General features: G+C 31.9%; 12 protein-coding genes and 1 riboswitch. Of the genes, 8 read left to right on the forward strand and 4 right to left on the reverse strand.

Annotated elements, in window-relative coordinates; translation table 11 throughout:
- Window positions 1–104: 104 nt before the first annotated feature.
- Window positions 105–368: a Parvovirus coat protein VP1-like protein gene (locus tag ACQKOG_RS20815; RefSeq protein ID WP_370076253.1), complete on the reverse strand. Its 264-nt coding sequence runs from the start codon at window positions 366–368 to the stop codon at window positions 105–107.
- A gap of 223 nt (window positions 369–591) precedes the next feature.
- Here ACQKOG_RS20815 and ACQKOG_RS20820 point away from each other — a divergent pair, with 223 nt between their 5' ends.
- The 3 genes from ACQKOG_RS20820 (at window position 592) to ACQKOG_RS20830 (ending at window position 3,752) form a co-directional block, all read left to right on the forward strand.
- Window positions 592–1,638 (forward strand): DUF418 domain-containing protein, encoded by a 1,047-nt coding sequence (locus ACQKOG_RS20820; protein ID WP_427448194.1) that lies wholly within the window; start codon window positions 592–594, stop codon window positions 1,636–1,638.
- A 150-nt stretch (window positions 1,639–1,788) separates the two neighbouring features.
- Window positions 1,789–2,478, forward strand: coding sequence for a hypothetical protein (locus tag ACQKOG_RS20825; RefSeq protein WP_370076249.1), 690 nt, complete (start codon window positions 1,789–1,791; stop codon window positions 2,476–2,478).
- 14 nt (window positions 2,479–2,492) lie between these two features.
- Window positions 2,493–3,752, forward strand: a complete 1,260-nt coding sequence (locus ACQKOG_RS20830; RefSeq protein ID WP_427448195.1) for a glutathionylspermidine synthase family protein — start codon at window positions 2,493–2,495, stop codon at window positions 3,750–3,752.
- Window positions 3,753–4,614: 862 nt separating this feature from the next.
- On the opposite strand, the gene ACQKOG_RS20835 is transcribed toward ACQKOG_RS20830, so the two are convergent.
- Window positions 4,615–5,088, reverse strand: a complete 474-nt coding sequence (locus ACQKOG_RS20835; RefSeq protein ID WP_370076247.1) for a YbaK/EbsC family protein — start codon at window positions 5,086–5,088, stop codon at window positions 4,615–4,617.
- A gap of 136 nt (window positions 5,089–5,224) precedes the next feature.
- Here ACQKOG_RS20835 and ACQKOG_RS20840 point away from each other — a divergent pair, with 136 nt between their 5' ends.
- From ACQKOG_RS20840 to ACQKOG_RS20850, 3 genes are all read left to right on the forward strand, one after another.
- On the forward strand, window positions 5,225–6,370 hold the full coding sequence (locus tag ACQKOG_RS20840) for a PstS family phosphate ABC transporter substrate-binding protein (RefSeq protein ID WP_427448207.1): 1,146 nt from the start codon (window positions 5,225–5,227) through the stop codon (window positions 6,368–6,370).
- Between the two features lie 31 nt (window positions 6,371–6,401).
- A riboswitch (guanidine-I (ykkC/yxkD leader) is annotated at window positions 6,402–6,496 on the forward strand.
- A gap of 308 nt (window positions 6,497–6,804) precedes the next feature.
- Window positions 6,805–7,146 carry a DMT family transporter gene (locus tag ACQKOG_RS20845; protein ID WP_370076246.1) on the forward strand — a complete coding sequence of 114 codons (342 nt, stop codon included), beginning with the start codon at window positions 6,805–6,807 and terminating at the stop codon, window positions 7,144–7,146.
- Window positions 7,146–7,460, forward strand: coding sequence for a DMT family transporter (locus ACQKOG_RS20850; protein WP_370076245.1), 315 nt, complete (start codon window positions 7,146–7,148; stop codon window positions 7,458–7,460). The genes ACQKOG_RS20845 and ACQKOG_RS20850 overlap by 1 nt, the downstream gene beginning before the upstream one ends.
- Before the next feature lie 79 nt (window positions 7,461–7,539).
- Here the strand turns inward: ACQKOG_RS20850 and ACQKOG_RS20855 are convergent, their stop codons facing one another.
- Window positions 7,540–9,885 carry an ABC transporter permease gene (locus ACQKOG_RS20855; RefSeq protein ID WP_370076244.1) on the reverse strand — a complete coding sequence of 782 codons (2,346 nt, stop codon included), beginning with the start codon at window positions 9,883–9,885 and terminating at the stop codon, window positions 7,540–7,542.
- Window positions 9,885–10,592 carry an ABC transporter ATP-binding protein gene (locus ACQKOG_RS20860; RefSeq protein ID WP_427448196.1) on the reverse strand — a complete coding sequence of 236 codons (708 nt, stop codon included), beginning with the start codon at window positions 10,590–10,592 and terminating at the stop codon, window positions 9,885–9,887. Before ACQKOG_RS20860 ends, ACQKOG_RS20855 begins: the two co-directional genes overlap by 1 nt.
- A gap of 858 nt (window positions 10,593–11,450) precedes the next feature.
- Here ACQKOG_RS20860 and ACQKOG_RS20865 point away from each other — a divergent pair.
- Window positions 11,451–17,261 carry a type I polyketide synthase gene (locus ACQKOG_RS20865; protein WP_427448197.1) on the forward strand — a complete coding sequence of 1,937 codons (5,811 nt, stop codon included), beginning with the start codon at window positions 11,451–11,453 and terminating at the stop codon, window positions 17,259–17,261.
- A gap of 17 nt (window positions 17,262–17,278) precedes the next feature.
- The gene (locus ACQKOG_RS20870; protein WP_427448198.1) at window positions 17,279–26,440 is read left to right on the forward strand and encodes an amino acid adenylation domain-containing protein; all 9,162 of its coding nucleotides are present in this window, start codon (window positions 17,279–17,281) and stop codon (window positions 26,438–26,440) included.
- The last annotated feature ends 8 nt before the right edge of the window (window positions 26,441–26,448 follow it).

The following is a 26,448-nucleotide window of genomic DNA, read 5'->3' on the forward strand; positions in this document are numbered from 1 at the left end:
TATGGAGACAACATAAAAAATAGAGAAATCCGAATTTGAATTCATTCAAATTCGGATTTCTCACTAATTGAAGCTAGTTATGTCCCAGCCTCTTTCTTTATTCTTTAAAAGAACCCATTGCGCATTTCGAAGATGTTGTAAAACAATCTAGCATCTCTAGCCATTTTACTATTAGCGTTCATTTGTGGTCGCAAACAGTTTTGGAACATTTCATCGCAATATCTTGATCTACCATATCGAGCATAACATTCGTCGTGTAATTTGCAGCATGAATCTACAGCGTTGATAGGTCTACCTGGTCCTGAACATCCTGGACCACAGTATTTATATCCAGGGTAGCAAAAACCAAATTTGCGTTGTCTGTACATCGTCTATTCTCCTTTTTTAAAAGAAATAATGGTTACTATAAAATATGAAATTTTTGCTTTTGGAAAGGGATTAAAAACTAATGTAAGAGAAAAAAGGCATTAACTTATGAGAAAAATCTATAAAATGTAAGGTTCCTGTAAGCTTATAAAAAAACTGCTGTAAGGATGGAAAGCTAAAATAGCTATAGTGCAGTAAAGTTTGAAAGATAAGGAGTTTTAAAGAATGAATTCATCCGTACCTCAAAAAGAAAGAATCGTTTCCTTAGACATTATTCGTGGGTTAGCGTTATTTGGCATTTTGTTTATTAATGTAGCGGCCTACCAGATAATAGTAGAGGGAGGTCCGATGCCTGACTATAGTGGAATTAATGGTATTATTAGTACGCTTATTGGTATTTTTATTGAGAAGAAATTCTTTTCGATTTTTTCATTCCTCTTTGGTGTAGGTTTTTATATTTTTGCTTCGCGTGCAGAAGCTCGTGGCGATAAGCCAAGATGGCGTTTTGCAAGACGTTTACTAGCTTTATTGTTAATTGGCATTGTTCATATTTTTGTTTTCTGGGGATCAATCCTTGCTATTTATGCAGTAATAGGTTTCTTACTGATACCTTTTTATCATGCAAAGATTTCAACAATTAGTAAATGGTTATTTGCGATTATTACTGTTCATATCCTGTGTATTCTTGGACAAATATTAATGCCAAATCAAGAAGCCTTTTCAACTGTTTTTGGTTTATTAGGAAATGATGCAATTACTATTTTTATCATGTTTTTAACTGGTTTTTTAGTAGCAAAAGCTGATTGGATTAGTCATGTAAGTGAATACTCAAAACAAATAAAGTGGCTACAATTTGTGACGTTCCCACTTTTTGTTGGCATTTCAATATGGATTTGGTTTGCAGCTCAAGATGGATACGAAAATCTAAATTCCGTTATTAGTTTAGGGGTAATTCCGACAACGTATTTTTACTTAGCTTGTCTATTTGTTTTGTTAGAAAATAAGAAAATTGCGAAGCTGCTTAAGCCAATTGGACGAGTTGGGCAAATGGCATTTACAAACTATTTAGCTCAAAGCTTTATTGGCCTAGCTCTTATGTCGTTAATGGGGCTTGAAGTTGTTTCACCTTCTGATGCGGTGATTATTGCAATCTTAATTTTTATCATTCAAATTATCTTTAGTGTCATCTGGTTCAAATTCTTTAAAATGGGGCCATTTGAAAAGCTATGGCGCTTTATGACATATGGAAGAAAAGCAGTACCGACTAAATAAATATTTTTGCGCGAAACTCCCTGGAGATGAATGATTCCAATCCACCAGGGGGTTTTTAGTGCTATGATAATATGTATGAATTTGTAAAAAATGAAACCTAAAGTAGGGGATATTCGTAAATTAGGTATCGACATAAAGGAGAAATACGAAATGGCAAAACAAATGAAAAAATATATAGCAGTCACAACAGCATCATTTATGGCTATGCAATTAGCCGCGTGTGGGAATACAGAAAGTCAAAATGTCGGGGAGTCCTCTGCCTCTTCAGCTGATACAAATAATGTAACGGAAGAAAACAATACGGCAACAGCTAGTGGTGATTTACAAAGTGTGTATGACAGCGACATGGCAAATGCATGTGATGAATGGGAAGAAAGTGATGATGGTTCGTTCGAGTGTTTAGATGAAAATTCGCCTCATTATGCACATCATTTCTTTAATGGACTTATGTATGCAACTGCCGGAGCAATGCTAGGAAGTGCCATTTATAAAAGCCGCAATCTAAAGGATGGTACAGATAGAGAGGATAGAGGTGGCGGTTCAGCAGTGCCACGTACGAATCATAGTAATGCTAGCGAAAGTAAAAATACAAATGGAATTACTACGAACGGCTCTCAAAATTCGTCTGGTACAACATCTAATAGTTCAAATAACTCAACAACAAATAGCTCTAATTCAAATACAAGCGGTTCCAACTCTTATTCGAGTGGCAAGCGTTCATTCTCAAATAGTTCAGATTCATCTTCGAATAGTTCTTATTCAAATCACTCATCGTCCAGCACTGGAAAATCAGGCTTTGGCTCAGGTGGTGCCTCTAGAGGCGGCTCTTCATCTTCTTAAAAGGAGAAATCAATATGGACAATTATTTTCAACAGCGCCAAGCGTTTTATTCTCAACTTCCTAATTTCTTTCCAGACTTTGAGGATCTAGAGTACGCCTTATACGATGTACTAGATTTACCCAAAGAGAAAATCGATGAAATTAACTATGCATCTACTATACTTTGGAAAATATTTTTAAAGGTTGGCAAACAATTTAAGCATTTATCGGATGAACAACTTTTAGCACTAGGCATTCGTTCTGAAATGCTGCCATATATCCAATTAGATTATTTACAGCAACAATCGATACTAGCTCGCTTCGATTTTATTTGTACAGAGAACGGAGAAATAAAATGTCTTGAATTAAATGGTGAAACGCCATTTCTTGTCCAAGAAACCTTTGAAATCAATGAAGCGCTTTGTCAGCATTTAGGATTTGATAGTCCGAATGATGTTTCGGCATTACATAAATCCTTGTCTGGTGCACTTTTTGCGGCTATGCATTATTTAAATGATGTGAAAAAACCTAAAATCATCATTACAGGGAAAACGGCTGCGGAAGATTATGAGGAATATTGTCAGGTACAGTTTTTAAAGAAATGTATACCTTTTGATGTGGAATATGTCCCTATACAAGAGCTAATCATTTTTTCAAGTAACACTGCTAATATAGCTCGAGGCCTTTATACGCCTGCTATGGAGAAAATTGATATTTTATATCGTCCTGCACACCCAGTAGAGTTTTTAATAGATGATATGTCTTCCGATGGTGATCGTATAGGTCTACAATTACTGGAACTTGTAAAAGACAGGCAGCTTGCTATTATTAACGCACCTGCTGCATATGTACTGCAATCGAAAATTTTATTATGGCTGATTTGGGAGCGAAAAGATGATCCGCTTCTTTTTAATGCAGAAGAGCGAGCTGCTATTCAGAAATATATGTTGCCAACGTACCTTTCGGCAGAGCCATTTGTTCAGGAAAACTTGCCGTTTGTCAAGAAACCTGTCTATTCGCGGGAAGGGAATACTGTAGAAATTTATGCAGGGGATGGTACGAAAACAAATGCCTCTGCGTATACCCATTATGATGATAATTTGTTTATTTATCAGCAGTACGTGGAAATGCCCTCTATAACGATAAAGCTAAAAGATGGATTACAAACAAAGAAATGGTTAATCGGCTCATTTATCGCTGATAATCGTGCATGTGGCTTATCATGTAGAGTAGGCAATCAAATAACAGAATGGGATTCTCACTGGTTAGCTGTTGGATATAGAGAAGAAAATTAAATAAAAAACGGCGAGACTTTTAACTTCTTTCAGCAAGTGTTTTGGTAGCGAAAACGAAGCGACAGTTACAGAAGTCACCCACCTCTATAGGTGGTGAGTATCCGCTGAAATAGAGGAACTCAGTCTAAGAACGCCACGTCCTGTGGCAATGACTGAATGACCAACTTCGTGCTGTTGCTGTCGCTTCGTTGCACTACGCTTTCGCGCAAAAAACATCTGTTGGCCTAAAGCCTCAGGCGGATGTCACGGAATCGGCTTTGTGCAAGTACAAAACCTCAGGCCGATTCCGTACGCAATTATGCCGAGACATAATTGCGCAGATAATTACGCCATGTTACTCGTTTCAGCCTTCGTCAATCCATACTTGATATGGAATATAGGTTTCTAGTTCAGAAAAAGTAAACTCAATGGAGGAGTGTTACTACCACATGCAGGGAACATTAGTCTCGTAAATCTTTATTTTCGTTTATAGTCTTGTCTAAAGAAAATAAGAGAAAGTATCAGTAAAATTATTGGAAGAAAAAAGAATCCAGAGTCATATTTAATTGAATGCTCCAGTTTTAGTCCAAACAAATAAATGAATAAAGTAAAAGAAACAGATAAAGAGATTGTTCCCGCTATAGTCTTCATTGCCAGCCCTCCAGTATATTTTCTTACACGCGATACTCTGTAATAAAAAGTAAAATATTTATTCTAATTTTTATACCCTCAATTCAAATTTAGTAAGGCTTTTTCTGTTATTAGAATGAAACAACTATATAAGCCTTGAACATTACTAAAGATATGCTTCGCTTTGAAAAACATTGCTTGATAAAATTGAAAATCGGCGAGGCTTTTTTATAAAGTTTCGCCGATTTTTATTTTACTCGTTCCAGCCTTTACAGACGTCAACCCATTCTTGAAAGGGTGTATAAGTTTCTAATTCAGAAATAGTAAGCTCAATAGCAGAGTTGCTACTACCACATGCAGGGAATACCGTTGTGAAGCGTTTAAGTGATTCATCCAAATAAATAGCAACGCCCTCATTCACGCCAAAAGGACAAACACCTCCTACCTCGTGTCCAATCTTTTCAAGTACTTCATCTTTTCCAAGCATTTTTGCCTTTGTACCAAAGGCTGCTTTAAATTTTGCATTGTCGACTTTGGCATCGCCTGCAGCAACAATTAGTATCGCGCCATCGTTCACGAGAAACGATAACGATTTTGCAATGCGCTCAGGCTCGCACCCGAGTGCCTGTGCTGCTAGTTCAACGGTCGCCGAGCTTTCGTTTAGCTCCTGTATTTTGTGTTGCACATTCCATTGTGCTAAATGTTCACGTACTTTTTCAATTGCCATATGTAATACCTCCTTACAATACTACGTTTTATTTTAACATAATTTTCTGAATAAACAGTTGTGTTATCTTCCGGAAATAACCTATTATAAAAATAGTAAGTATAAAATTACTCTTTTGGAGGTGGAGCCGTTGATTATGAAAGTGCTACAGTCTCTTTTTGTACTAATCGGATTATTATTTTTCACAGGAGTAGTTGGGTTGTATTTAATGATTAGTGGCGGGCTACATTTTAGTGGACTACTCTTAACTGTTCCGATATGTTTATTTGTCCTATTCGTTTGTTTAATTTTTGATTGGTTGACAACAACAAAACGGAAAATATGGTTAGCTGGAGTAATGGGCATTGCGTTGTTGATTGCCTCGATTAAGCCTATTCAATATTACTACAAAATGAGTATTCCAACTGTTGATGCAGAAATTGATGTGTCACTCTATCAACCGTTTACAGAGCAAAATAAAGTAGTAAAGTCAGATACAAAGGCTTCATTGCAATTAGTTGAGTCACTACCACGCTTAGATGGGGCGACGGCGATGTATCCACTGTATGCTGCCTTTGTAGAAGCAACCTATCCAAAGGATTACTATCCATATGATAAAAGTAGAGTGATGGTTAGTCGTACACCTGAAGCTTATCAAAATTTGATTTCAGGAGATGTTGACCTGATTTTTGTAGCAGCGCCATCTGAATCACAGAAGAGGCAAGCTGAGATGGAAGGTCTTACATTTGACATGACCCCCATTGGGCGAGAGGCATTTGTCTTTTTCGTCAATCAAAAGAACAGCGTAGAAAATTTATTACTGGGGCAGTTTAAACAAATATACGCTGGGAAAATTACGAATTGGCATGAAGTCGGTGGTGAAAATGCTGCGATTCGTGCCTTTCAACGCCCAGCTGATAGCGGAAGCCAAACAGCACTTGAAAGAATGATGGGAGATACACCAATCATGGAAGCACCTGCTGAAAATGTTGCGACAGGTATGGGTGGTATTATTCATGAGGTATCACAATATCGTAATTATAAAAATGCCATTGGCTACACGTTTAGATTTTACTCAACAGAAATGGTGAATAACAAAGAAATTAAATTATTGTCCATTGATGGGATTGAGCCCACAAAGGAAAATATTCGTAATGGCACATACCCACTCGTATCTGAATTTTATGCTGTAACAGCAGGAACAGATAATCCTAATGTAAAGAAGTTTATCGACTGGATTGTATCAGATGAGGGGCAAGCACTTGTTGAAAAAGTTGGTTATGTACGAGTAGAAAATGACTGAATAGTTTGCTATACTAGTAGTACAATCAAATATGATAGTTTTCTAGGGTTCCGTAGCAATGCTAGTCTGGTCCGAGAGAAAACCACAAATGATTTTGTGACACGGAAGGATAAAAGCCTGGGAGATACTGTTTACAGCAGTGTTTCTTAGGCTTTTTTTATTTGGCTACTATGGGAGGGAAGCTGAAGAAATGATCGGGTAGGTCAGTAATTTGATCGGGTAAGCCGAAGAAGTGATCGGGTAGGTCAGTAATTTGATCGGGTAAGCCGAAGAAGTGATCGGGTAGGTCAGGAAACTGCTCGGGTAAGGAAAAGAAGTGATCGGGTAGGTTAGTAATTTGATCAGGTATGCCGGAAAACCACGCACTTTGCTTAAAGGGAACTGCCCAATAATAGTATACATCCGTGTTTAACAATAAAATGGAGGAATTCGCAATGAACAAACAATGGTTAAGTGTCATAATTGCTGCTTTTTTTGAAGTCGGTTGGGTTATTGGCTTAAAGCATGCAGGGAATGCACTCGAATGGATTGGTACCGCAATTGCAATTTTTGTTAGCTTTTATTTATTGATTAAGGCTGGAGAATGCTTACCTGCTGGCACTGTTTATGCAGTATTCGTAGGTTTAGGGACAGCGGGTACTGTATGTTCTGGTAGCTTACTATTCGGAGAGCCATGGAAATTAGCTAAGATTTTATGTATTGCCGTTTTACTTGCAGGGGTCGTCGGTTTAAAGCTAGTGACAGGTGAGCCTAAAGAAAAAGAGGTGAACGAATAATGGCATGGATTGCATTAGTAGTCGCGGGACTATGTGAGATGATGGGTGTTTATATGATTAGTAAATATAATGATGCTAAAAGTATAAAAAATTTGGTGTTATTGATTTTCGCATTTACCTTGAGCTTTGCTGGCCTTGCATATGCTATGGAAACATTACCAATGGGGACAGCCTATGCAATTTGGACAGGAATTGGAGCGGCCGGTGGCGCTTTACTTGGAATGTTGTTTTTCAATGAATCCAAGGACTGGCGGCGAATTGTATGCATTATTCTTATTTTAGGTGCAGCTATATGTTTGAAACTATTATATTAAAAAACAATATCTTGTAAGATAAAATAAACCAACCAGTTGCTGATTTATAATGACAACTGGTTGGTTTATGATTTCCTGTTTATTCTATACTCTTAAGTGATTCAATCATATCAATTTTCTTTACAGTTTTTCTTAAAAATATGTTACATAAAATAGTAACAATAAAAGTGATGATTACTGGATACAGTAAAGATCCTATATCTAGTGTGATAGGAAACACCATATTATCAAGAGTGAATTTCTTTATAATGAGCATATATAAAGCAATCCCTATTGGAATTCCAATAATTACCCCAAAAATAGTAATAAAAATATTTTCCATAAAAATAAGCTTATTTATTTTATTTCTTTGGTAACCTAGTACCTTTAATGTTGCCAGTTCCCGTATCCTTTCAGTTATATTAATTACAGAAATGTTATATATTGCTGCAAAGGATAATACAATTGCACAAATAATTAATACCACAATCATATTATATAGATTTTGTAGACCGTCTTCAGTAAGCTTCTTTATTTCATTTTTAGACTTAACTTCTTTTAGATTCCCCATACTATTAAAGGTTTTATAAATTTCGTCCAATTTGGTTGGGTCTTTTCCTTGAATTAGAAGTGTGCTTGGTTCATAATAAACGCCCAAATTAGATAAGAGCTTCGGTGTAGCGAATATTTCTTGATTTAAATACTGTTCAGATATATTAGAGATTTTTACTTCTATAGATTTCCCTTTATACTTTGAATCTATTAATTTTAATTGAAGTGAATCCCCAATAGATAACTTATATCTTTCTGCAAATCTTTTAGCGACTATAACACCTTCATCATCTAGAGGTAATATGTTTCCTTCTTTATTAAAATTATTTATTAAATTATTTTCCTTATTTGTAATTAGTAGATTGCTATCTTTTTTATCTTCAATATTAGTAATAACTACACTAGTTTGAGCCAGTGTATTAAAATTAATATCATTATATGGGATATCGCTACTTAAATTTTTAATAGGTGTTTTATACACAACCCTAAGATCATAATTATATACTTCATTAAATTGCTTATCTATTAATAATTGTCTAGAGCCCTTATATCCAAAGGCAAGTATCAATAAGGTGACACAGCAGACAACCCCTAAAGAACTGTAAATAGCTCTTTTTTTGTTAATAAAAATATTTCTTAAAATAAGTTTATTACTGTAAGAAAGCTTTCTCCAAAAAGTTGTATTTCTTTCTATTAATATTTTTTTAACTTTTTTAGGGGGTTTGACTCTTAATGATTCAGTAGTTGTTTCTTTTAAAATTATTTTACAAGACATGAATGATGCTAAAACACCAAATGCAATGGAAAAAATTATAGCGATTAAAATAAAGATATAATATATACGAATTTCAAAGCCAGGAAGTGAAATTATTGCTCTTACTTGGTCCATAAATATTTTTGGAAAGAATATTGACCCTAACAATGATCCAACAAGCCCACCAATAAATCCAATTATTATTGCATAACCAAGATAATGAGTTACTATTTTTGAATTTTTAATACCCAATGCTTTCATGATTCCAATTTGAGTTCTTTGCGAATCCACAAGCCTGGACATTGTTAAAAAGGTAATGATAGCAGCAACTAGAAAGAATATAATAGGCAATATTTTTGCAAGTTCTTCTTGTTGCTTTATTTCACCAGTAAACTGTTTATAACTTAAATTTAAGTCTCTTTTTAATGTATAAAAATAATGTAAATTAGTTGAACTTTTTTCTATTTCATTTTCAACTAAATTTAAATCTAATCCATCCTCTACATCAATAACGACTTCATTATAAATATTTTCCCCTATAATATTACTCATTGTTTGTTCTGAAACGTATGCTATCCCGTATTCTTTATGGTTCGGGGGGAAATCTGAGGTATCCCTAGATTTTATAGTATATTCGGAACTTTCGCCGAATCCGCTTATTTTTAAAGTGATATCTTTATAAGCTGTGCTTAGGTTTATTTCATCACCAACAGAATAATTATGTTCTTTTGCATAATCTGTATCTAATACAATTGAATGAGAGTCTGTTGGTCTATTTCCTTCAATCATTACTATTTGATTAATACGATTATTTTGAGGGAGTGAATGTAGCTTTAAAGTCGTTTTTACATCATCAAACTTTTGATTTGCATCTAAAACATAACGTCCTTCAATATTTTTAATACCATCAATTTCCCCTAATTTTTGGACATCTATAGGAGTTATATTGTCATAGTAAACCCATAAATCAGCTAGGTTCGTCTTTTCGAAATATTCAGAGGAATATTCACTGAGATTTTTTGAGAAAGTTGAAAACCCTGCAAAGAAAAATGCTCCTACAATAATTACTAACGTAATTGCAATAAATTGCCCCTTATATAATTTCAGGTCTCTTATTAATTTTAAAAATAATTTATTCATTACCATTCAATATCCTTTATAGTTTTTTTATTTTCATTTATAGTAATATTCTCAATAATACCACTTTTCACTTTTATTACTTTGTCAGCCATAGGGGCAATAGCTGAATTATGTGTTATTAAGACGACACATTTATGTGTTTCTCTATTTATGTCTTCAAGAAGTTGCAATACTGATTTCCCTGTTTTATAATCTAAAGCTCCAGTTGGTTCATCACAAAGTAAAAGTAATGGATTTTTAGCAATCGCTCTAGCTATTGCAACTCTTTGCTGTTCCCCACCGGAAAGTTGAGAAGGGAAATTATTCATTCTGTCAATTAGACCAACTTGTTTTAGAGTTTCTTCAGGATCTAAATGATTTTTAGAAACTTCAACTGCAAACTCAACATTTTCTAAAGCAGTAAGATTAGGTATTAGATTATAAAATTGAAACACAAAGCCAATTTTTTTTGCTCTGTAGTCCGTTAGTTTTTTTTCATTAAACTCTGTAATATCCTTTTTTTCCACGATTACCTCTCCTAAAGTAGGAGTATCCATGCCACCTAAAATGTTCAAGATTGTACTTTTACCAGCACCACTTGCACCTAGAATGACAACAAACTCTCCCTCCTCAATAATGAAATTTACTCCATTTAACGCTTTTATTGGAACTTCACCTATGAAATATTCCTTGGTAATATTTCTGAATTCAATTAAATTATTAGTCACTAATTTTTTCCTCCTTAAGTAAAATGGAATAAACTACCTATCAATTTTGAGCCCATTGAAAGTGTTTTATCCCTCCCGTACCATGTAAATTAGGTACGTTAGCTTTTATTACATTATTTGTAAAAGCCTTTCTTCTTTAGTCAGTTCATATCAAACTGAAGATAAATTTTCTTAAAAGAGTGGTTTTGTAGAAGGTACCTTAGTTAATTCTTCTGAAGAATGTCTAATAAATAGAATAGATACAATTGGTAACTCAATAAAATTTGTGTGGTTGCATGAAGGATATGAAAAGAGAAGGTTAAAATTGATATATAAAAATTCTAATATTTCACAACAATAGGAATATATCATAATATTTTTTTATAATCAACCTATTTTGTAAAAAAATAGAAATTTTCAAAAACAACAGGATTTTGTTTAATTTGATAAAATTAACATTTTTGTTTGATTAACCAAAAAAGCTGTGATAACATTTTAAAAAATGGCAATAATAGTTATATTTATAGAATTACTGTAATTATTATCTGGGGCAAAAAGATGGTGGTGAGTGATATTTAAAATTTAATGTTTTTAAAAGTTATGCTAAGTGCTTAGAATTTTTTCTTCTTACAAAGTCGTAAAATAAAATTTTCATCTAAAAGGCAAAGGTAAGTTTAGATGACCTATTTTCTATATCGATCTTTAAGGAGGAAAATATATTCTTAGCCTTTTTTATTCTTAATAATAATCAGAATTATTTGAATGTAGAGGAAATCTTTGAAATTTCTGTTAAAAACAAAAATAAGGTATATCAAATTTATTTAAACAGTAAGTGAATTAGTCTTAGATAAAATATCTTAACTGAAGGGAATGTATTTAATGGAAAAAAATTTAAAATATTCAAAACAAAATATTTTAACGTATTTAGTAGATTTGATTGAGGATATATTAGATTTAAATATTTCTCACTCTGATGAGCCTTTTACTGATTTAGGTCTTGCCTCTATAGATATCCCATTATTTATTGAAAAAGTTTCGAAAAGATTTGGTATTAACATTCAAGTTTCCTCGTTATTTGAATATCCGAATATAAATGAATATACGGATTATTTATTTAATGAGTTAAATAAAGAAGAAACAACGGTTAAAAATTTTTTAGACAGTGATTTAAATGCTACTGACAAAGATTCTATAGCTATTGTTGGAGTTAGTTGCCGTTTCCCAGCAGGAGGAAATAGTCCGGAGGAATTTTGGGATATATTAATGAATGGAAAAGATGGTATATCCAATATGCCAGAAGAGAGATGGGATATAGAAAAATTCTATAGTCCGGATAAAGGCGAACCTGGAAAATTATATACAAAAAAAGGCGGTTTCCTAAATATTCCAATAGAACAATTTGACGCGAAATTTTTTAATATATCTCCAAAAGAAGCTTATGCTTTAGATCCTCAACAAAGAATGCTATTAGAGCTAACTTGGGAAGCTTTTGAAAATTCAGGGATAAATATAGGTAATTATTTTGGTAGTAATACTGGTGTATATGTAGGTATTGCGGGAGAAGAATACTCATTTGCACATTATAAATCAGGAGATTTACGTAAAATAGATGCATATTCTCTAACTGGAACAACTTTTAGTACAGCTTGTGGAAGAATATCCTATACTTTTGGCTTTGAGGGGCCTTCAATGGTCCTTGATACAGCATGTTCCTCTTCTTTAACAGCTTTACATGTTGCATGTAAAGCGTTGGAAGCTGGTGAAGTAGACACTGCAGTAGTAGCAGCAGCTAATTTGATGATTTCTCCAGCTGTTCATGTATGTTTTTCTAAATTAGAAGCTATTTCTGTAGATGGACGTAGTAAAAGCTTTGATGCATCTGCTAATGGATATGGCAGAGGAGAAGGTGCTGGCGTTATTATTTTAAAACGATTAAAAGATGCTGAAAAAAATGATGATAATATATTAGGTGTAGTTCGCGGTACCGCAGTAAACCAAGATGGTAAAAGTAATGGATTAACGGCACCAAATGGTTTAGCTCAGGAAAAAGTTATTAAAAAGGCATTAAATGATGCCAGATTAAATGAATCGGATATTGATTACATTGAAATGCATGGAACTGGTACAAAACTGGGAGATCCAATAGAGGTAAAAGCAGTTGTTGAAACATACGGTAAAAATAGAACGAAAGAAAACCCATTGAAAATCGGTTCAGTTAAATCAAATATTGGGCATTTAGAAGCAGCTGCGGGTATGGCTAGTATCATAAAAGTACTTTTATCATTTAAAAACGATGTAATTCCTGGAAACTTGTATTTTGAAAACCCAAATCCATTTATTCAATGGGATAAATCCCCGGTAAAAGTGGTGGAAAGTAACTCTGATTGGAAAAGTGAGGGGAAAATAAGAAGAGTGGGAATAAACGGTTTCGGTTTTGGGGGATCGAATGCTCATATTATTATTGAAGAGCCTCCAAAGATAAAAACAGTAATAAAAAACAGTAGTGACCCAATCTATATTTTAAAGCTATCAGCAAAGAGTGAGAGATCATTACAGGATAATATTCGAAATTATTTGAATTATATGAAGAGTGATAGTGTAAATATAAAAGATGTTGTTTATACAAATAATATATCTAGATTTGATTTTGATTATAGATTCACGGTTTCTGGAAGAACAAAGAAAGAAATAATGAATAGGATGGAAGCTTATTTAATTAACGGAAATAAAATAGGTATTTCTACCAATATAAATGAACCAATAAAATTCAAAAAAGAAACAGAGGTTGTATTTTTATTTACAGGTCAAGGTTCCCAATATGTAGGGATGGGAAAAGAATTATATGATAATAACCCAACATTTAGAGAAGTATTTGACGAATGTGATAAATTATTTAAACCATTTCTTTTAAAATCTTTAGTAGATCTTATTTATAGTGGAAAATGTACAAATGAAGAAGTGGAAAAGACTTTGTATGCACAACCACTAATATTCACAATTGAGTATTCTGTTTGTAAAATGTGGGAGAAAATAGGTGTTAAACCTAGTGTTGTTTTAGGGCATAGTATAGGAGAGTATGCTGCAGCTGTTGTAGCAGGAATAATGAATTTAAATGATGCAGTAAAGTTAGTTGCAATAAGAGGAAGACTAATGGATTCAGCACCTGGAGAAGGAGCTATGTTATCTATCTATGCAAATGAAAATACAGTGAATAAATTAATAGAAAAATATGATGATGCATTATCTCTAGCAATTTATAATGCTGAAAATAATATTGTTGTATCAGGTGAGAAAAATGCTATTGAAGAGCTTGCAAAAGAAGCTGAAAGACAAAAAATAAAGGTAGCTAGATTATATGTATCCCATGCATTCCATTCAAACTTGATGATACCTATCTTAGAGGATTTCAAAGAGATTGCTTCACAGGTGAAATTTAATCAATCAAGTGTGAACTATATTTCTTCTACCTTTGCAAGAGCAATAGGGGAAGAAGAGATTTTAGATGCTAATTATTGGACAAACCATATTAAAGAAAAGGTTGATTTTTATCATTCTATTACTTCAATAAAGGATGCAGAGGATAAAGTATTTTTAGAGGTTGGAGCAAATAAAACTTTATGTGCCTTGTCAAAATTATCTTTAAGGGGAGAAATAAAATTATTAAACTCTTTAGATATGAAGAAAAGTGACTGGGAACAAATCAGTTATAGTTTAGGGGAACTGTATTGTAGTGGTGTAAAGGTACTTTGGGATAAGTTCGAAACAAATATTAATAAAACATATAACCGAGTTCAATTACCTACGTATTCATTTGAACGAAAACCATATTGGATGGAACCGGTGTGTTCTCATGAAAAAAAATTACCAGATCAAATAAGGAATGATTATCATCCAATTATTGGGCAGAGATTTAGTACACCACAATTAAAAAATAGTTTAGTTTATCAGAACTCCTTTACAATGAATTCTCCATACTTTATGAAAGAGCATATTATTTTTGACACGGCAATATCTCCTGCTGCTGCGCATATGTCAATGCTTGTATCAATTATTGAAGATTATTATAAATCATCTGTATGTATTATTGAAAATGTTGAATTCCATTCACCTTTAATAGCAAGTAAGGGTGATGAAAGAACAGTGCAAATATTAATAGAAGATATCCATGAAGAAAGAAAGAAGTTTCAAATAATAAGTAAAGACAGTAAAGCGGAACATGGAGATTGGTCTACACATTGTCAAGGAAGTTTAACTGTAATAAAGGACGAGACCTCTGAGAAAAAGATAAATATAGACGATCTAAAAAATATGTTTCCGGAAGACTTATCAGGTTTCAATATCTATGATGTAATGAGCAAATTTGGCTTTAATTTAGGTGAAGGTTTTAAAAGAATTAAGAGAGTATGGAGGGGAGAAAGTGAAGGGGTCTGCTTAATTGATCCGAAGATAGAAATTCCAAATAAAGAATCATATACATTATATCCAGGCTTAATAGATTCTATATTCCAATCTGTGTTCGCTGTATCTGAACTAAGTAGGAAAATGAATTCTGAAAAGACAACAGATGTGCTTAAAACAACAATTCCCATCTCATTAGGGAAAATTAAGTATTACTATAAAGATGCAGAAAGTTATTGGTGCCATGTAAAGGTTAATAATGATCAAAAAGAAGGGGTTATTGGAGATATTGCTGTTTATAATGAAAAAGGTGAGATCGTATTTGAGATAGAAAACATTATGGCAAAACTCACAGATCGAAAAAGCCTACTAAAGGAACTAAACTATAGTGGCGATCAAATGCTTTATAACGTTGAATGGGTGGAAAAATCATTTGGAAATATTGAATTTGAAAATAATGAAAAATTCATTATTTTTTCAAATAATAACGAAATCTGCAATAAAATATATGACAAGTTGAGTTTACTTGGAATGGATTCTATTAAAGTCCTGTCTGGTAAAAATTTTATGGAACTGGATGATAATACCTATTGCATTTCCGATAACGAAAAAGAAGATTTTTACACACTATTTAAAGACATAGTATATAAATTTGATAATGAAAAGTTTAACATTTTATTTATTTCTGAATCTAATGAAGAAAGCATCAATCAAATAACTTTAGAGACATTGAAAGAAAAAACAGCTTGCAGTCAATTATTGCATCTTGTACAAGCCATAACTGACTTGAATTTAGTTGAAAAAATGAACTTAAAAGTAATAACTAATAACGTGCATGATTTAGACAATAGTCCAATTTCTATTTATCAATCAACTTTATGGGGCTTTTCACAAGTTATTAGACTAGAATTTAATCCATTATGGGGAGGAATCATTGACGTTGATAGTAGCATGATCAATAAGGAAATTGATGATGTAATTATAAAAGAAATAATAACAAACGATGAGAAACAAGTTTGTTTAAGAAACAATAATAAGAGATATGTTTCGAGATTGGTCAAAAATACCTATTCTAAGAAAAAACATAAAAATCTTGATATAGCAATAAAGTCTGAAGCAACGTATCTCATAACTGGGGGAACGGGTAGTATCGGAATGCTCTATTCAGAGTATTTAATAGAAAAAGGGGCACGTAATTTAGTTTTGTTAAGCAGAAATAAGCCCAAGGGGGATATTCTTGACAAGGTAAAGAGTTGGGAAGAAAGAGGTATAAAAGTACTTATATGTCAGGTTGATGTGAGTAAAGAATCAGATATTTCTGCTTTAATATCTGATATTACCATGAATTTCCCGGAGATAAAAGGCGTAGTTCATGCAGCTGGTATTTTAGATGATAGGCTTATAAGAGATCAAACATGGGAAAGTTTTGAGCAAATGTTTATGAGTAAGGTTTTTGGAACATACAATTTACATCATTCATTAAGGAATTGTGAGTTGGACTTTTTCGTTATGATGTCATCCATTGCTTCTGTAATAGGAAATATAGGTCAAGCAAATTATGCAACCGCGAATTATTTTATGAACATCTTTGCTCAATATAGAAGAAAATTAAACTTACCTGCAATATCGATTTGTTGGGGACCATGGTCTGAGATAGGTATGGCATCTAGAAATGAAGAGAATATGAAAAGAATAGAGAAACAAGGAATTTATAGCATTAGTACAGAATTAGGGATGAAAATGATTGATAAATTACTTAATGAAAATCATTCATCTATTCTGGTCGCTGACATGAACTGGGATTTATATAATGAAAACACTAAATTAGAAGAAATGACTACATTTTTATCAAAACTAATAAATTTAGATGATGTTACTAATAGAAAAAAAGACAAGACAAATAGTGAGGCTAATATCTTATCAGTTTTAAGGTCGTTGAAGTTTTCAGAAAGATATGATTATTTACAAGAAAAATTGAAAAATATTGCAGCGACTTTAATGGGGTTTGATGATGCATCCCTTTTAGTATTAGATCAGTCACTAACAGAACAGGGAGCGGACTCATTAATGATTTTCTCTATGAGAAATGAAATAAATAAATTAACAAGCAAAGAACTCGATATTTCTGTATTTTTCAATTATCCATCTTTAAAAGAGTTAAATGATTATCTGCTTATGGAAGTTTTATCTTTCGAAGAAGAGACTAGTGAAAATGACATAAATAATGACGGCTTAAATACTTCTGAAACTATAGATGACCTTTTAGCAGAAATAGAGTCTTTAGTAGACTAAAAAAGGGAGGAATGGTTGTGGAACAAGAAACGAATAAATACAAGGAAGCTTTGAGAAAAGCAGCTAGGAAAATCGAAGAATTATCTAAAAAAAAACAAGATGATGATATAGCTATAGTAGGACACGGTTGCAGATTTCCTGGAGGTGCAAATAATCCAGAGCAGTTTTGGCATATTCTTTCTAATGGGATTGATACTGTAACAAAAATTAAAAAGGATCGCTTTGATTATAAAGAATATTATAGTGATAATGTAGACGAAATTGGAAAGATGTATACGAAATACGGGGCATTTTTAAATGTCCCTGTTGATGAATTTGATAATCGACATTTTGAAATTTCTCCTGTAGAAGCAAGCTCTATAGATCCACAACAAAGATTATTGTTAGAGGTAAGTTGGGAGGCGCTTGAAGATTCTGGGGTAAATATAAAAAAGTTACGTGGGAGTAATACCGGAGTATTTGTAGGAATTAGTTCTAGTGATTATTTTAGGGCTCATATGTTCTCAGGTGATGAAAAAAAAATAACGCCTTATTCTGTTGGCGGTATAACCTATGGTGCTGCCAGTGGTAGATTATCCTATTTCTATGATTTTAAAGGACCTGCGGTAACATTTGACACAGCCTGTTCGTCCTCGTTAGTGGCTTTAAATGCTGCCGTAGAAAGTCTAAAAAAGGGCGAATGCTCATTAGCAATTGTTGGGGGAGCTAATATGTTATTAACTCCTGAGTCATTCATTGGTCTTTCAAAACAGCACGGATTAGCTGCAGACGGCAGATGTAAAACATTTACTGAGAATGCAGATGGTTTTGGTAGAGGTGAGGGATGTGGCGTCATAGTATTAAAAAAGTTATCCGAAGCTAAAGCAGATAACGATACAATTTATGCAATCGTAAAGGGAGTTTCGGTTGGACAAGATGGAAGAACAAATGGGATGACCGCTCCAAATGGAAGTGCACAGAAAAGAGTAATAAAACAAGCTTTAACTCAAGCTAAAATGACTATAAATGATATTGATTATATTGAAACGCATGGGACGGGCACCCCTTTAGGTGATACCATTGAGGTTCAAGCTCTAAATGAAATATTTAAAGATAAGAAAAATGACTTGTTAATAGGAGCAGTGAAAACCAATATTGCTCATCTAGAAGCCGCATCAGGAATGGCTGGTTTAATAAAAATAATCCAATCATTTAAACATAATCAGCTACCGCCTAATATCCATTTCAATAAAAAAAGTTCTAAAATCGATTGGGGAAATTTACAAGTAGTCAATAAACTTGTTGAGTGGAAACCTGGAGAAAAGATTAGGAGAGCGGGGATTAGTGCATTTGGATTCACAGGTACTTTAGCCCATGCAATTATTGAAGAACCACCATTAGTTAAAGTAAATATCGAAGAGAAGGAATTGCCTTATCACTTGTTAACTTTATCTGCTAAAAATGAAGAGGCATTGAAATATTCTATCATAAATATGAAAGAATATTTGTCTAAATCTAATGAGTCAATTGGTAATATATGTTACAGTTCTAATATTTGTAAGAGTCATATGGATTATCGTTTTGCTGCTAATGGATCAAGCAAAGCCGATATATTAAATATGTTTGATAAATTTGATCATTTTAAAAATGATTCTTCCAAGTTTAAAATGAATAATATTACGTTTTTATTTACTGGTCAAGGATCAATTTATAAGAATATAGGAAAAACATTATATGAAAAATCATCGGGTTTTAAAAAAACACTAGATTTATGTAATGAAAAATTTTATAAAATTTTAAATTTCAATATTTTAGATATTATTTATGGAGAAAATGATAATGATTTATTGAATAAAGCTATTTATTCGCAGCCGATTATATTTTCTATTGAATATGCACTAACCAAAATTTGGGAGTCTTTGGGCATTAAGGCAAACTCAGTAATTGGACATAGTATAGGTGAATTCACTGCAGCCTGCTATGCTGGAATTTTAAGTTTAGATGATGCAATTAAAATGATTGCTCATCGTGGTATGTTAATGGATACCCTAGATATTGATGGGAAAATGGTAGGTGTACTAACAAGTGTGGAAGTTGCAAGCGAGTCAATAAAAGAGAGTGGATGTAAAAATGTTTCAATTGCAGCTATAAATGCTTCTGAAAATGTAACAATATCAGGGCTTAGTGAAGAAGTAGATAAAGTTATTGAAATCATCCAAAAAAAACAAAGAGTGTTTATAGAAGAGTTAAATATTACACATCCATTTCATTCGGTTTTAATGAAGGAATTTATCGATAGTTATAAAGAAAAAATAAGTGATGTGAAATATTCGGAAAATAACGTAACTTTTATATCTTCTATAACTGGAAAGCAAGAAAATAAAGACACGTTTGGGAATGCAATCTATTGGTCCAATCATTTATCCAATACAGTTAATTTTTATAAAGCAATGGAAACGGCCAAGGAATTAGAAAGCGATATTTTTATTGAAATAGGTGGCGACGCAACACTTTGTGGATTAGCTAATCAATGTATTAATGGTGAAGCGCTATTTTTACCGTCATTAAGAAAAGGCTTAAATGAATATAAGCAACTATTTGATTCTATATCTCTATTATATTTAAATGGTGTACAGGTTGATTGGAAATCCTTTTACAAAGAATATAAAAAGGAGAAGGTAATACTCCCTAATTATTCTTTTCAAAGGAAAAAGTATTGGATTGATTTAAATAAGAATAAGAAGAACTACAAAGAATTCGTGTTGAATAAAAATTCAGAAAAATCGGGTGAATCGAATAGCTCCATTGGGAATAATACTCTTACAATAGAGAACTCTTCTTTAAGTTTATACGATATAGAGTTAGAGATAAAAAATATAATTAATATTATAGCTGGATTGAATATAGAGGAGATAAACCGTGAAGATAATTTATTTTCATTAGGTTTTGACTCTTTATTATTACTAAACTTTAAAAAACATATTGATAATAAATATAAATTAAATATTTCTATAAATGAATTCTTATTAAATTTGAACACAGTAGGTTTAATTGCTGAATATATAGAAAAACATTTACCTAAATCAGAAATGTTTAAACAGAGCACTGTGAAACAACAGTCAAATATTTCATGTGAAAATACTGATTACGAGAATGCGGAAAATGTTAATTATTTAAATAATATGGAAAACCGAATTAAGGATATCCATGCCCAGTTAGAAAATTTGATGGATATAAGTAGAAAGGAATTTTCTGCTAAACCAGCAAGCAATTCAAGGAGTGTTTTCCCTAAAATAAATAATAACTCCATGATTTTTGAAGAAGACTCATTAAATAATATGCAAAAAAAATTTGTAGATGATTTTATCTTAAAATATAATACTAAAACAAAAAGCTCAAAAAATCATGCAGAAAAGTATAATACTGTATTCTCGGATTGGATAAATTCACTTAATTTTAGGATGACATTAAAAAAATTACTTTATCCGATTATATCCAAACGATCCCAAGGAACAAGGTTTTGGGATATTGATGGAAATGAATATATAGATTTAGCAATAGGATATGGAGTCCATTATTTTGGGCACAATCCTCCATTTATTACGGATGCTATCAAAGCTCAATTAGAGAAGGGCTTTGAATTAGGACCGCAAAGTGATTTAGCAGGGAAAGTAGCTAAATTGATAAAAGATTTAACCGGAGTAGAAAGAGTTGCCTTCTGTAATACAGGTTCAGAAGCTGTAATGGTTGCTTTAAGAATTGCTAGAGCATGCAAAAGAAAAGAAAAGATTGTAAAATTTTCTGGATCCTATCATGGAACGTTTGATGGTATTCTAACAGATACAGATGAAGAAGGTCCGTATCCTACTTCATTAGGTTCAACATATGGAAATATTAAAGATACGGTAAGTTTACTCTACGGGTCTAAAGAGTCATTAGAATATATTAAAGAGAATAAAAATGATATTGCAGCTGTATTAGTAGAGCCTGTACAAAGTAGAAGACCTGGTTTTCAGCCGAAAGAATTCCTTAAAGAATTAAGAGTATTAACAGAAGAATTAGGTATTATTTTAATCTTTGATGAAATGCTAAATGGATTTAGAATTCAAACGGGTGGAGCACAAGCTTATTTCGGAATTGAAGCTGATATAGTTACTTATGGAAAAATAGTTGGTGGTGGACTTCCGATAGGTGTTGTAGCCGGCAAGCAGGTATATTTAGATAGCATAGACGGAGGAAGCTGGTCATTTGGAGATAACTCTATACCAGATAAAGAAACAGTAACTTTTGCTGGGACATTTTGTAAAAACCCTCTTAGTATGGCGGCTGCGTATGCGGTACTTTCTCTTTTGAAAGAAAAAGGCAATGATTTACAAATGGAAGTAAATGAAAAAACGAGGGTATTTGTAGAAGAAGTAAACGAGTTTTTTGGAAGAGAAAGAGTTCCTATGAGAATAAGTTACTTTGGTTCACAATTCAAATTTGAATCATATGGAAAATATGACTCATCATTGTTTCCAATAGAAATGGATTTATTCTTTTATTTATTAAATTATAAAGGTATTTATACGTGGGAAAGAAGAACATGTTGTTTCAATACAGAAATTTCCTATAAGGATATTGAAATAATAATAAGTAAAATAAAAGAAAGTATATATGAATTAAGAGAAAGTGGTTTTGAGTTTTCAGAAGAAACAAAATTAAAAAAAGTAAAAAATATTTTTCCGAATCATAAAGTAATTCCAATGACTTTAAATCAAAAAAGGCTTTTCTCAACTATTCTAATAAATGAGAATGATCCATATAATATAATAGGGACATTAGAAATAAAAGGTCGAATAAATATAAAAAAATTAGAGACTGTGTTCCAAATGATAATAGCTAGACATGAAAGCTTACGAACAAAATTATACATTGAAGAAGATCTATTTGTTCAAGAGGTTGTAGAGGAAATAGATTTTAAAATTAATGAAGTTGAAAAGCAAGAATCTCAGAGTTTAGATGATTTAATCAAGGAGAATATTAGTAAATTTGATTTATCAAAAGGACCATTGTTTAAAGTAACTCTAATTAAAGCTTCACAGGAAAAGGAAATATTGTTAATAGATCTACATCATACAATAGCTGATGGACGTTCATTAGATATATTAGGTCAAGAACTAATAAAATTATATTCAGGTGAAAATCTGGAGCCAATTTATAACCAATATTCAGATTATGTCTTATGGGAAGAAGAATTTTTAAATTCTGAGGAAATAAAGGAAAATGAAACATATTGGTTAAAAAAATTATCAGGTGAAAGAGAAAAGTTAAATCTTCCTTTTGATTACAACCATTATTCGATTAATCAATTTGCAGGTAATACTGTAAAAATGCCGATAGAATCAGATTTGGTTTTTGACCTTAAACAGTTTGCAAAAAAAACTGAATCTTCACTGTTTATGGTACTAGCTGCGGCATTTAAGGTATTACTTTACAAGCTTTCAAAAACGAAGGATATAATAATCGGCACACCTGTTACTAACAGAGGGAATAGTAAATTTGATAATAATATTGGTATGTTTACTAATACAATTATTTTGAGAAATCAAATTTCTAACGAAATGAAATTTACTGAATTTTTAAGTAGGTTAAAACAAAGTTCTCTAGAGGCTTATGCTCATATGAATTATCCATTTAATTTTCTTGTTAATAAACTAAATACAGAAAATAATGGTGAGCGAGACCCATTAATAAATGTCATGTTTATATACGAGAATATAGACGAGAGAATGTTTAGCATTGATAATGTTGAAATCAAAACATATGATTATAAATCAAAAATAGCCGAGTTTGATTTCACATTGGAAATTCTCGAGGACAATGGGGCATTTAACGTTAATTTGAATTATAAAACTAGTTTATTAAAAGAAGATAGTGTCACATTGTGGGGAAAATATTTTATAACAATATTAAAAAATATAATTAAAGATAGTGCTTTATCCATATCTGACATTCAACTTTTGACAGATAATGAAAAGGAAAAAATTATTAAAGATTTTAACAATACAGAGGTAATTTATCCTAAAAACAAAACAATTCAACAATTATTTGAAGAGCAAGTAAGAAAAGTTCCTAATGAAGTTGCAGTTGTATGTAAGGATGATAAATTAACTTATGATGAATTGAATAGAAAATCAAATCAAGTAGCAAGGATTCTTAGGGAAAAAGGGGTAAAAGCTGATTCGATAGTAGGGATATTTGTAGAAAGATCCATTCATATGATCATTGGTATTATGGGGGTTTTAAAGTCAGGTGGAGCGTATCTGCCAATTGATATAAATCTTCCTAGAAGTCGAATAGAGTATATGCTCGAGGATTCAGGTGTAGAAATTTTAATAACAGCCAAGGAATTAGAAGATGATTTACAGTTTGCTGGTAGTGTTATTAATATTAGTAAAGATTGTTATTCTTTGGATGATAATAATTTGAGTATAGTAAATAACTCACATGATTTAGCAAATGTGATATATACTTCAGGTTCAACAGGCAATCCAAAAGGAGTAATGGTTGAACATAAACAAGTAAATAATTTTATACATGGCATTGTAGCTGCAACAGGCCTAAATGAGTATAAAAATATATTATGTATTACAACAATTTCATTTGATATTTTTGGTTTAGAAACTTTAGTACCACTTGCTCAAGGAATGAAAATAGTAATTGTAAATGAGGAAGAAGTAATTGATGGAGATAAATTATCAAAAGTAATTGTTGCAAATAAAGTGGAGGTAATGCAATGTACGCCTTCCAGATTAAAATCCTTATTAGAAAGTAATAAGTTTAAAAAATCAATAAAAGAATTAAAAACAGTGCTAATTGGTGGAGAAGAAGTTCCTAAAAATTTAGTTGAAGAATTAGATAGAAACGATAATTTAAAAGTTTTTAATGTATATGGACCTACTGAAACAACTATTTGGTCAACAAGCAAACTTTATGTAAATGAAGACAACAACCTTACTATTGGAAAACCAATAAATAACACTCAAGTATATATTCTTGATGAAAATATGCAAATAGTGCCTATAGGAGTTCCGGGAGAATTATGTATAGGTGGAGATGGAGTAGCAAGAGGCTACTTAAATAAAGAAAATTTAACAGCGGAAAAGTTTGTTGAAAGTCCGTTTGAAAAAGGTTTGAAAATATATAAAACTGGAGATTTAACAAGATGGCTATCAAATGGAGAAATAGAATTTTTAGGGAGGATAGATAATCAGGTAAAAGTTAGAGGATATAGAATAGAACTTGAAGAAATAGAAAATAGATTATTGAGTCTTGAAAATATAAAACAAGCAGTAGTTGTAGGGAAAATTGATCAAAATACTCAAAAGTATCTTTGTGCATATGTAACCTGTTATAGAAAATTAAATACATCTGAAATTAAAGATTATTTATCAGCAACCTTGCCTGACTACATGATACCCTCATTCATTATCGAAGTTGCAGAAATGCCACTAAATTCAAATGGAAAAATAAATAGAAAAGCCTTACCTGATCCAAATAAAGAAGATCAAATTTCAAATAACTATGTTGCTCCACGAAATAAGATGGAAGAAAATTTAGTGGAAATTTGGTCAGAAATTTTAGGGGTAAAAAGAATAGGTATAAATGACAACTTTTTTGATTTGGGAGGACATTCATTAAATGCAACAATATTGGTAGGCAGAATTCACAAGTTATTAGATGTAAAAATACCAATAAAAGAATTATTTAAGGCTAAAAATATAAAAGAACTCACTAAATATATTAGCAAAGTGGAGAAGAATAAATACGAAGAGATAGAAAAATTTACAGCTAAACAACAATATTATAGAACTTCCTCTGCACAGAAAAGAATGTATCTGCTACAAGAGAGAAATAATGGAACGGTTTATAATATGCCAAAGGTTATAGAAGTAATAGGCAAACTCGATCTTAATATAATAAATAGAGTAATAAGACAGTTAATAGAAAGGCATGAATCATTAAGAACCAGTTTTGAAATTGTTGATGAAGACATAGTACAAAAAATTCAACCAATAGATGATTTAGTGTTTAAAATTGAAATGCTAACAGTCAAAAACGAAGATGAAATTTCAGAAAAGGTAGCAAATTTTATAAGGCCATTTAACTTAAAAATGCCTCCTCTTATTAGAGTTGGAGTAATAAATGTAGAGGAAGAGAGAAATATCATTATTTTTGATATTCATCATATTGTATCTGACGGCATTTCGGTTGCGATATTAACAAAAGAATTTAGTGATTTGTACTCAGACAAAAAGTTGAAATCATTAAAAATTCAATATAAGGAATTCTCTGCTTGGCAATTAAAGATATTAAAAAGTGAAGAACTAAAAAAACAAGAAAAATATTGGTTAGGAGAATATCAAGGGAGGTTACCTGAAACAAAATTCCCTACGGACTATCCTGTGCCAAGTAAACGAGACTTTAAAGGAAGTAACATCGAATTTAAAATAGATAAAACTATCACAGATAATTTAAAAGGAATAGGACGTAAGACTAGTAGCACGCTGTACATGGTTATATTAGCAAATTTAAATATTTTATTATCAAAATATTGCCAACAAGAAGATATAGTTGTTGGAACGCCTGTTTCTGGAAGAACATCAGAGGATTTGGAAAATGTTATTGGTTTGTTTGTAAACACTTTAGCAATTAGAACAAAAGTAGATAATGAATTAAATTTCATAGATTATTTAAACATTGTAAAAGAGAAGACACTAATGGCCTTTGATAATCAAGAATATCAATTTGATGTGTTGGTTCAAAAGGTAGGTGTGGTGGGAGATTTAAACAGAAATCCATTATTTGATGTTATGTTCGTTCTTCAAAATATGCAGGAAGATAGAATAGAACTAGATAATTTAAGAGTTACATCATATCCCTTCAAAGAAAATACAGAAAAATTCAACATTACAATTGCTTGTCAGGAAAAAGAAGGAGAATTATTGTTTAATTTAAGTTATGCAACGTCATTATTTAAAGAATCAACAATTGAGAAAATTATAGAATACTTTAAGAGCATTATACATTTAACATCAAAAAATCTGGATATAAAGATCGAAACTATTGACTTGATTACCGAGGGGGAATTATCGAATATTTACAATGGTGTAATATCTAATGATTTAAACGAAGAAGATTTAGAATTTACTTTTTAACTTCTTTC

The organism is Lysinibacillus sp. NPDC093216 (assembly GCF_050280325.1).
Taxonomy (GTDB): Bacteria; Bacillota; Bacilli; order Bacillales_A; family Planococcaceae; genus Lysinibacillus.